Source organism: Enterococcus sp. 3H8_DIV0648 (genome assembly GCF_002140655.1).
In the GTDB taxonomy this organism is placed as follows: Bacteria; Bacillota; Bacilli; order Lactobacillales; family Enterococcaceae; genus Enterococcus_A; species Enterococcus_A hulanensis.
In genome coordinates, this window is the sequence record NZ_NGLG01000001.1 from 2,342,464 (window position 1) to 2,353,200 (window position 10,737).

Consider the following 10,737-nt stretch of genomic DNA (forward strand, 5'->3'; position numbering starts at 1 on the left):
CTGTACTTGGCTCGTTTTCCAGTCAGTTAAGTCTAAGTCCTGCAACTGACTACAATTATCAAACATCAAGGCCATATCCTGAACATTGCTCGTATCCCAGCCGGAGAGGTCTAACTCTTTCAACTGATTACATGAAATAAACATCGAGGCCATATTCTGTACTTGGCTCGTTTTCCAGCCGGATAAGTCTAGTTCTTTCAACTCCATACATTCTATAAACATAAATTCCATAGTCTGAACTTGACTCGTATTCCAACCAGTTACGTTCAAATCTTTCAACGTATTACACAAAGAAAACATATAGGTCATATCCTGAATTCCCGAACAATCTGCATTCCCAAAATCAACAGAGGTGAGTGTAGTATTAAAACCATATCCGCCACCCGACGGACGAGCAAACAACGCCTTAAACGTCCCTACCAACTTAACAGGTGTCTCCCCTTCACCAGACGATTCAATTTTGAAGGTTTCTGTTGGCGTACCATAATAATTTGCCATCTTCTCTTTCAACACAGTCCCCAAATTAATTTGCACTGGCAATCCATCAATCTTCGCCGGAACGGTAATATCCACCAAGTCCCCTTTGTAATCGGTGATTTCTACATAGGTTCCTCGATTTTCATACTCCCATCCTTCATCAGCAGCATCGCTTTGAGGTTGCGCTTGTGCGCGTGTTATAGCGGTGTCAGCTTGTTGATCCGTTTCTTCTGATTTTTTTGTCTCGTCAACTGGCTTTGGTTCGGTTTCTTTTGGGGCTTTGGCATCATCAGTTGTAGTTGGTGGTGTTTCTTGTGGTGCGGGTTCATCATTTGCGGTGGTCGGCGGTGTCTCTGCGCCAAGTTCACTGCTTGCTATGGTAGGTAAAGCGGCGGTGTTCGGTTGTGCTTGGACTGCTTCTTCGGTCACTGTTTCTGTCGCTAATACTTGTACTGGTACAATCGCATAACTGCCTAAGACGATCAGCACACTTCCAGCGACACTGATCAATTGTTTATTGATCTTCTTGTAAACAAATCGCTGGACTCGTTCAGCTTGTTTTCCCATTCTTTTTTTGTTCATCTTGATCCCCCAGACTCTTTGTCTTGCCCGTTTTTTTGTTGATAAATCAGCTATTTCACACTATTAATTATATCTGATTTTGAAAGTCGTCCCTGTTTATAACTGGAAAAACGGACAACTATCTTTCCCATTAATTTTCAATTTTTTGAATAAAAAAGGGGGAACAATTGATTGACTATTCTTATTAAATAATTCCGCGCAAAAAAAAGAGGCCTCAAATGACCTCTCTAACTCTTTCAATAATTTTATTCGCTACTTATTATTTTCCGCCACCGCCTCATCTAACGCTTGAACGACTTGTTGATACTGCTCATCATTCATGTGTTCCCGATAGGTTTCTTTCAAATGTTCAGCGGTTTGGGCGTCGATAGTATCTTTGTTTTCTTCAATATTTTTAAGAATTTCAGTCATATCTTCATCATCTACTTGCACAGGGGAAGTAATCTCTGTGAGAAAATCTTCTATCGGAATAATCGCGTCTTTTTTCGGCAGTTGAATAGATTTATCATTGTTTTTTGGTTTTTGATTCATCGTCATTTTTATGGTGTAGCTTGCATCGTCGGCTGTACTCTTAGCTGTGATCTTGCCTTGTTTGGTATGCTTTTTCGTATCCAAGGTTAGGTCGATCGATAGGCTTTTTAGTTTTTCTACTTCTGTATCCTTTGGCTTTTCTTCTTGGTTGGAAAGATAGTTTTGGATTTCTTTCTTCGTAAAACGATGCGTCAGTTTGTCACCGTCTTTTTTGAAGGTGTCTTTATCTAGTTTGTCGATGTATTTAGAAAGATCTTCCGGCAACTCCTTTTGTCCTGTTGTCTCAGTAGCTTCTTTTTGTGTCATCAAGATATATTTTCCTTCAATGTTCTTCGTTTTTACCGAATGAAGGGGAATATCTGTCCCAAATTGACTCATTAGTTGGAGTGCCGCGTTGTAAGGTTCCGCATTGGCATACACATCCTTTGTTTGATGATCTGAATAAAAATCAAAAGGAATTTCCTGACCAAATGCTGTTAATTGAAGCTTCACATATTGATTCTTCGTTTTCTTTTCCTTTTGATAGGAACCTGTCAGTGAGACTCCTTTTAGCTGCTTTTCGATCACATCGAGCATCATCTTTTTTTCTGGATCAGAGGTATTATCCTCGACATCGATTGAAAGGCTATCAATCGTCAGATCAAAGGTTCCACTGTTCATCTTCGACTGTTTCTGCAGCTCTTCTTTGTATTCCTCTTGTGGAGTCACACCTCCACCACACCCGCTGATTACTCCCAATACCAGCAGCAACCCTACAACGATCCCATACTTTTTCATCCTTTTTTCTCCTCTCTCCCTAAAAACTTCCCTACTGTTGCTTCACTAACTTTTCATCCACACCATCCAGATATACCTGCTCATACACCGAATCATGCAGACGATACCCGCGTCCCCAACAGGTTTCGATGATTGGTCCTTCGACACCTTGTCCTGCTAGTTTGTCCTTTAGGTGTTTGACCATCACAGATAGCTGGGACATGCTGGAGTTACTCTTGCCGCGGTTCCACATACGGAGGCAGAGTTCTTCTCTCGCCACTGTTTGTTTCTGCTGAAAGAGAAGTTGAAACAGCTTCACTTCACCGCTGCTTAATGAAAATCCAGACATTGGGCGTTTGTCTTCGGCTTTCGGCAAAAAGACGATATTGCCTTCTTTTCGGACTTTTTCGCAGCTGAGTTTTTCCCGCAAGTCTTCTAGGGTTGGCTGACTGCCAATCCACTCAGTCAAACCGTGGCCCTTCCATTCTTCTAGCTCTGTCTCGTCTAATCGTTCATCGGATTTCCGCAGGATCGACATCTCATTGACGCTCAGTGCTCCTAGCAGCTCCTTTACTTCAACGTTTGCTAATGTCTCGCTTAGAATGATTAGATCAAACATACGGATAATCTCGTGGTTCGAGTTCTGTGACAGGCACAGCTCGATCATCAGCTTCGAGGTGAAGACTTCATGCCCTAGCTGGCGCAAACGCTCCTCAAAGGCTTGTTCATTTAATGGATTATTGGTTAATAGTAAAATTTGGCTCATGATTATTCCTTCTTCCTGCTTTATATACTGACACGTTGCGATTGGTTATGGAGTTCGCCTTTTAGCAAACACTGATAAAAATAGGCGTTCAACTGGTAGCCTTCGCCCCAGATCGTGTGGACGGCTTCCTCGATTCCATAGGTTTCAAAGACTTTTTTCCTGATTTTCGTCACTGCTGAGGAGAGTTGGCTCAGCTTGGAGTTTTGATTTTTAGAACGCCACCCGCGGCAAAGTTCGTCGCGTTTTAAAGACAAGCTCTTGGCGTCCACCAAGCGTTGAATGATTTCCTTTTCCAGCTTGGTAAAATGAATATCGGAAAAATACAACGGAAAGGCTTTTTTATTCTTTCCTGCTAATGAACGGGTTTCGTAAAATGGCTGCGTCATCTGACCTTGGTTAAACTCTACTTGCTGCACCAAGCTTTTATGAAGCAGCTTTTCTCTCAGCCGTTCCAGGGTAGTAGCCGCTAGGACCCAATCGAAAATATGCCACTTATCCCATTCGGATACCGCCTCTGCAGACGGTTCTTCCCCCACAATTCTGACTAAACAATCCGTGCGAAACTGCTCCCCGAACTCCTTTGCTTCGCCTTCTGAGATTGTCTCGCTCAGAAAGATCCATTGAAAGGACTTCATGAAGTGATCCACGCGGCGCGCATTCTCCCACATCTCCCAGATTGACACAGAAACCAATACTTCATAATTCAACTTTTGGAGCTGCTGCTGCAAATAGGTCTCCACCGAGATATTTTTTGTTAAGATCAATATGCGATTCATTTTCCACCTCGTTCTTGTGTTGTATAGACAACTCTTTTGATATGTATAAACCGCCCGAAAAATCGAGCGGCCTTTTCTAACCGACTAACTGGTTCTGGATCAAGACATATAGACTGATACTAAGACCGATCCAGATGATCGCTAAGAGGAACATTCCCCAGTTCGCAAGTAGATATGTTAGCTTTTTTTGTTGGGTCTGTTCGCAAAAAGACAGATCCTTCACTAGGAAAAAGATGGCTAGGATAAGGGAAAGAACTCCCAATCCCGCAGATAGCCAGACATAATTGTACATAGTTTCCTCTCTCACTTTCCTTATGGTGTTGTCGTCAATGTCCAATCCAGATCAGCCTCGTATTTCAAGCCAGCGATACCAGAATAAGCCAGTAAATCTAACTCAACATCATTGAAGGCATAGTCTAATTGATAAACACCCTGTGCTGCCCCATTTGTCAAAGCAACTGTCGTGCCGTCAGAAAAAATAGTTTTATTCCCAATTGAACCTACACTAGACAATGATTCATTGTCTTTATTGTAGTTTTGAACCTCTTTCAGGTCCCCATTGTTCAGTTTGATACTCGTTGTCGTAGGCAAGGTTTTCGATCCGCTGGTGAACTGACTGAGTTTCACCGTTAAATCCCAACCGACCAAACTTTCTTGATCTTTATAGCGAATATACGGGTTGTAACCCGCTTGATAAGACGCTGCGTCTAACCCTTTCGTTTGCGCAAAAGGTTTTACTTCTACCTCTCCAAATTCGAATTTAGGAATGTTAATCAATCCAGCATTCCCAGTTGGATTCAAATTCGGTTCGTCTGGATCATCAATGCGGACAAAGTTTTCTGCCGTTAATGGACTCACCATATTTCCTGTTATTTCGATCTCCGCTGGCAAGACTTGGTTCACCGCACCAGTCGCTGTGTCGGTAAATGTGATATCTGCAGACTGACCCATTGGAATATTGACCCCTGTTAGAGTCACACCAGTCAACCAGTCCCCTGCACCAACAGTAAAGCTTGCAGGAGCACCACTAGAAGGAGTTATTGTTACCTGCGTAGGATGAGATAAGCCGGACGCCCAATTACTCGTAGCTTTCAACGTCAAATTGTTTAAAGAAGACGTCCCTGTATTGCTCAATCGTGAACTCCATGAAACATTATCTCCGCTCGAAACAACCTGTGGTGTCGGAGTAAGATCCAATGTCGCTGTCGTGTTTCGCGCTTGATAATGGTAGCGAATTTCTTTGTTACCTTTGATATTATTCACCGCATAGGCTGGAGAAGCAATCACGTTTCCTGGGTCATCCGTCACATTCTCCCAACCAATAAAATCCCAAATGCCGCCACCACTATCAGTGATCGTGGCAGTAGCTGAACCTGTGAAATGATCATTGTCATCAATCGAATTTGTAGCTGGGTTTCCTGTCATTGCTACTAGTGTCGTCCCATCTGATCGATCCACCCATTTTTCTGTGATGGTATGTTCAGTCTTCTTATAGACATACTGAATATTCTTATTTGCATCAATCAATACAGAAACCGGAGTCGTCGATGGACGCATCGCGCTCATTGGTTCACTATCCAATTTCCATCCTTGATATTCCCAATCTGCCCCACTCGTATCAGTTTTCGTTGCAGCAGGAGTCTGGATAAAGGTATCACCATCTCCTAAAGTTTGCGACGTACTCCAAGAGGATTCGATCGTGCCTCCAGAGGTATCCACATAATCCTCAGTCACTACTCGAAGCGCTCTTTTGTTGTAAACGACGTGTACTTCATTCTCTGGATCATTGACCAACGTAGCATTAAAATCAATTGATGGCGGATGAGTCGTATCCATCGTTGCTTTTTTACCTGCGCCTTTATACCAGCCTTCATAGGTGTAAATAAACCCAGAGTCTGCATACGTTTTAGGCAAGCTAGAATCATTGGTCATCTTATAGTTGAATGGTTGATCTATAATATTTACATAATGTTCATTCGTGTATCCGGAAGGAGCAGGAATCAAAGCACCCGTTTGATCTTCAAAAACTTCCTTCACTTGATAGTAGATTATAAAAAATCGTAAGCGGTCTCCTTCTCGTCCCAATGAATACAATTTTCCATAATTAGTAGAATTACTCATAGTTCTAACTCCAATAAAGATATCATCATATCCAGCAAGCGATAGAGGTGTGTAATACGAACTATGTGGCACTATTTTATAAGTATCGTCAGCTTGTTTTGTAAACTTAATTGAGGCCCCTGTATATGCGCTATTAATTCCATTACTGCTACCAGTGTATTTATACCAAGTAAAATTATGTTGTGTAAGTTTTGATAGACTTGGAACTCCCAACCCCACATATGCTTCTATAGATCGAATATAAGGCATAGGTGTATTAATCTTCATATTCGATAACCATTCATAATAATCGTCATATTCTTGTATCGTCAAATCGATTTCTGGGATGTTTAATGCAAAGGTATTTTTACCAGATTCTTTTGTGATTGATAACGGGTTAGCAGAAACAAGTATTGAGGGGCAATTTGTCCCAGGTGGCGCAGCCCCCGCTCCACCATACCCAATTCCTTTAGCAATAACATGGGTTGCCTCCATTCCCATGGGTTTGGGAATTTCATTTCCTTGTTTATCGAGAAATTCAAAATACATTTTGAATGCAGGATCATTGTGTGTGAATGGGGTAGCCTGACTTATTTGAGGATTGCCAATCATTATTACTGAAAAAAATAATAAAGCTAAAAGAAAAACTATCTTTTTCATCATCTTACTCATGCATTATTCCTCCTCCCTTTCCTAAGATAGAAGAAAACCAGCATCACTAAGAACACACCTGCAAACGGCAATGCCAAATGAACGAGCTCCCCTGTACTAGGCAATAGTTTGTTGTCGGCGTAATAGCGAGTCGTTCCACCTGATCCCCCATCACCATTTCCCCACCATAAGAAGCCGCTCCTTTTCTCATTCGTATCTGGTAACGAGGACGCACTTGGAACTGTACTGCTGCTGGAACTGGTAGAGCTGGACGAACTTGCGCTCGTTGTAGAACTCGTAGTGGAACTGGTCGTAGAGTTCGTTGTAGAACTTGATGTACTACTGGTTGACGATGAGGTACTTGTCGGATCGTAAAATCGAACGCCTACTGGACTCTCTGTTTTATAGCTAGTCGCATAGACAGTAGCGCCGCTTGTACATAAACAAAACAACCCTATAAGCACATACCAAACTTTATTCTTCTTCACGTATCTCCCTTCCTTTCTTTCGTTTGACGAAACGAATAATGAGCCAAGCAGTGATGATCGCGGTGATCGTACCCATCACATAGAAACTTGTTGTCCACCAAGTCGGGATAAAGATACGGAATACCGTTTGTTTATTCATCTTCTTCGCCATATCACGAGTAATCGTGAAATCCTGTTTGAAGTCCCAGCTCTTCTTCTCTCCCTTGACCTTGCCGATAAAGGTGTAGTCTCCCGCCGTGACCTCTTGCAATCCCCAATCAATCTGGAATGGAAAAATCGAATTCGGCGCGATCTTGACATTCTCCAGCTTGTTCTTCGCCAATGCCTTCTTTTGCCCTTTGCGGACGATCTTTCCTTCTGCCACTAGTTTTTGCATGGCTTCTGGGTGTGGATTTTGGATACTAGCCTCCAAGACTTTACTCCCATAATCAAGTTCTGGCTGGACCTTTGTCAGCTTCAACTCTGTCTCACCGTAGACAGGCGCGAAATCTTGTTCCGTCAGCACCAATCCAATGGCATAACCATAAGTGTTCTTAACAGACATACCCTCGGACTCTTTTTCTTTTTCATCGGATTTCAATGATATTCGCACACCACCAAGCAAGATACCTTGAAAGGATTCTGCCGGCATCTGAATATCGATATCCGCCTTGCCTTCGGTGTAAGCATCCACTGAGACTTCTTTATTCTTCGGCTTTGCCACATCTGCGATCGGCAGCTTCATACTGGCATCCGGTTTTTTGTCTCGCTCGTCGTATGTAATCAAGCCATTTTTATTTGTTGCGGCATTGATGACTTCTACTTTATAGGTCTGCTTCTTATCAGAGGTGTTTATGATCTTTACTTGGATCGTTTGTTTCTGTTCAGGCGTCATCAATAATTGATAGTAACTCACACGATCATTGATCTGATTATCTGGCAATACTGCCTGTACGGTGAAGCCCGCTCGTTGTTCATTTTCTGTGATTTCGTGTTGTGATTCCTTGGTATCTTCCGCAACCCCTGTGATGGGAAAAAGAATCATTACTACTAAGCTTAAAATCGGGAGTAGTCGTTTCATGTTCGGCTCCTTTAGACAAGACAGGTTGAAGACAACGTTCTATCTTCAACCTGTCATTTTTCATACTTTTCTATTCATTAAATTGAATCTGTTAATGTCCATTCGATCGTTCCTTGATACACTTCATTAGCTAAAACAGCGTTCATAGCTCCTGCTGGAACCTTTAAGTTGATACTGTTGAATTCACCTTGCCAGTACCCTTCACCGCGACCATCTGCGGCACCTAGAGATGTTTCACCAGAGGCACTCATAACAGTTGTACTTGTAGTAGATAATTCCAGTAATGGACTTGATGCCAAACCAATTACCCTATCTGGTGTATGAGCATCAAAACTCGGAGTTGTTGCGGTTACTCCCCATGGCCCTGAAGGTGTTGGTGTTAGCTTATTGATACTTTGCTCCATCGTAATAGTTGCACCCGTTAGTTGCTTAGTTGGGCTAACTTCTAGGTGATCAGCTAATTTCGCTTCTAGTTCCCAACCAGCGGCACGTTTCCCACGAACATCCCCTACTGCAAAATGTTTGGTAGTTGGGTTACTTCCAGTAGCTGTCCCTGGTACCACTCCTGGATTACCTTCCAAACTGGAATCAATTGGAATCAAAGTGTCTGTTGTAACAATACTTGATGGAATAGCCGTTTCCGCAAAGTTGAATTCTTTTGGAACATAAATCAAACCAAAATCTGTTCCAGCCGGTGGTGTGACTGGTGGCGTAACTGGTGGTGTTACCGGTGGTGTAACTAATTGACCTTTCTTAAATGTTACAGAACCAGTAGATTCCTTTTGATATGAAGCTGCATCTGCCGGTAATGCCGTGGTAACCAATACCCCGCCTAGGAATGCTGCACTTAACAATCCTGTGACTAATTTTTTCTTATTCATCTCTTTTCTCTCCTTAATATAATTTAATTTTTTATATCTATAATGTACGGAAATGGTACATTTGATATTGGGCTAGGTAAAACTTTTTTGATTACGTTGAGATTACTTTCTTTCGAGTTTTATTTAAAACTATGAACCTCTATAAAAAAACGATGAAATCACCATTTATAGCTATACTCTGACGGTGAATGACGGCGCATAAAGTGTCTGTGAATTTTGGCTTCAAACTTCGCCGATTCTTTTATTTAATTTTTTAAGAAATATACGGATTGAAGGAACAATTCATTTCGGTAAGCGCTTTCTTAGAGTGAGAAAAAAAGGGAGGCAGAATTTTGGGGTTGAAAATTTTTTAAATTATTTATGCTTTATTTTCGCGCACGCAGGGCGGATTCCATCTGATAAATGACTTTTATTCGTTGTTCCATCATAGAATCGGCATAGGTATCCAAGGTTAATTGCGTAGAGCGGTGCCCCATCATATCGCTGACGGACTTAATATCGCTTTGTTCTTCTAAGCAGCGAGTCGCAAAGGTGTGACGTAATTGATGGAAATGGATGTCCTCTAGTCCGCATTGTTTTCGTAACTGATGGAAATGATAAGTTAATAATCGCGGTTCGACTGGATGCCCTTTTGTGGAGAAGACATGATCTCCTTTGGCTTTGCGGCTATAGCTGAGTAACTGTTTTTTCAAGGGGCGACCGATTGGGACAGAGCGTGTGCCGGATTCTGTTTTTGTCGTGCCAAGATTCAACTGAGTTTTCTGGCCATCGATTGCTAGAGCGACACGTTGATACGTTTGATTAACTGTGATGATATCGCGTTTAAAGTCTATATCGGTCCATTTCAATGCGGCGATCTCTCCGATTCTTAGTCCTGTATGCAAGGCTAAGTAGGTTGGTAACCCTGTGTGATTCTTTCTGGATAGGGCAGCTTTCTCTAGGTCTTTTTGTTCATCCCACGTTAATGCGCGAATGGGTTTCTTTCGCATTTTCGGTAGTTTTAAGAATCGAAACGGATTTTCTTTTAGGTACTCTTGTTTTTGGGCTTCGTATAGGCATTGATTGGCGACGCCTAGAATGACTTGCATCGTTGATACTTCCAGCCCTTTTTCTGTCCATTGATTGACAAGGTATTTCCCATTTTCCAGCTTTAGTTCGTTGAGATCGTATTCTCCAATATAGGGAAAGACGTATTTCGTCAACTTATAATAGTAAGAAGTGTACGTCGCTGGCTTTATTCCTTGTTGAATTTCATTCAGCCATTGGCGTCCCCACTCTTCAAAAGGGATACAAACATTGCCATACAATTCTTGACGTGTATTATAGTAAGCTTTCATTGCATATAATTGGCTTCGCACTTCACTGAAGGTTTTTCCATAGATGTAGCCATATTTGATTCGTCCGTTTGGTTTGTATCCTTTCTTGTAGCGTCCTTCCCAACGTCCATCTTTTCTTTTATAAATATTTTCGCCTCTTCGCATAATTCGCTCCTTATTTTTCTTCTTATTTTGACGGCTCAATTGACGGTCAATAACTAGATATTTTCTTTCGTTTAGCTTACTTCTAACTGAGTTTTATCGAAAAATTTAATTGCAAAACATTAAATTTGCTCTTTTAAGGTGATTTTCTCAAAATATATTGATTATTCTTATCCTATATTCTATAATTC

Annotated in this window: 10 protein-coding genes; all 10 read right to left on the bottom strand. The window is 41.8% G+C overall.

Annotated elements, in window-relative coordinates; translation table 11 throughout:
* Positions 1-1,059, bottom strand: a 1,059-nt coding sequence (locus A5875_RS10680) for a BspA family leucine-rich repeat surface protein (protein WP_141108345.1), incomplete at its 3' end; no start/stop codon positions are given.
* A 252-nt stretch (positions 1,060-1,311) separates the two neighbouring features.
* Entirely contained in the window at positions 1,312-2,367 is a 1,056-nt protein-coding gene (locus A5875_RS10685; protein ID WP_088933584.1) for a hypothetical protein, read from the bottom strand.
* A 31-nt stretch (positions 2,368-2,398) separates the two neighbouring features.
* Positions 2,399-3,112: a helix-turn-helix domain-containing protein gene (locus tag A5875_RS10690; protein WP_088933585.1), complete on the bottom strand. Its 714-nt coding sequence runs from the start codon at positions 3,110-3,112 to the stop codon at positions 2,399-2,401.
* 20 nt (positions 3,113-3,132) lie between these two features.
* Positions 3,133-3,888 carry a helix-turn-helix domain-containing protein gene (locus tag A5875_RS10695; RefSeq protein WP_088933586.1) on the bottom strand — a complete coding sequence of 252 codons (756 nt, stop codon included), beginning with the start codon at positions 3,886-3,888 and terminating at the stop codon, positions 3,133-3,135.
* Between the two features lie 76 nt (positions 3,889-3,964).
* Positions 3,965-4,180: a hypothetical protein gene (locus A5875_RS10700; RefSeq protein ID WP_088934674.1), complete on the bottom strand. Its 216-nt coding sequence runs from the start codon at positions 4,178-4,180 to the stop codon at positions 3,965-3,967.
* Positions 4,181-4,200: 20 nt separating this feature from the next.
* A complete protein-coding gene (locus A5875_RS10705; protein ID WP_088933587.1) occupies positions 4,201-6,660 on the bottom strand; it encodes a WxL domain-containing protein in 2,460 nt (819 codons plus the stop codon).
* Positions 6,657-7,127, bottom strand: coding sequence for an LPXTG cell wall anchor domain-containing protein (locus A5875_RS10710; RefSeq protein ID WP_088933588.1), 471 nt, complete (start codon positions 7,125-7,127; stop codon positions 6,657-6,659). The genes A5875_RS10705 and A5875_RS10710 overlap by 4 nt, the downstream gene beginning before the upstream one ends.
* A complete protein-coding gene (locus tag A5875_RS10715; protein ID WP_088933589.1) occupies positions 7,114-8,187 on the bottom strand; it encodes a DUF916 and DUF3324 domain-containing protein in 1,074 nt (357 codons plus the stop codon). Before A5875_RS10715 ends, A5875_RS10710 begins: the two co-directional genes overlap by 14 nt.
* A 77-nt stretch (positions 8,188-8,264) precedes the next feature.
* The gene (locus A5875_RS10720; RefSeq protein ID WP_088933590.1) at positions 8,265-9,068 is read right to left on the bottom strand and encodes a WxL domain-containing protein; all 804 of its coding nucleotides are present in this window, start codon (positions 9,066-9,068) and stop codon (positions 8,265-8,267) included.
* Between the two features lie 365 nt (positions 9,069-9,433).
* Positions 9,434-10,549 carry a tyrosine-type recombinase/integrase gene (locus A5875_RS10725; protein ID WP_088933591.1) on the bottom strand — a complete coding sequence of 372 codons (1,116 nt, stop codon included), beginning with the start codon at positions 10,547-10,549 and terminating at the stop codon, positions 9,434-9,436.
* Positions 10,550-10,737: the final 188 nt, after the last annotated feature.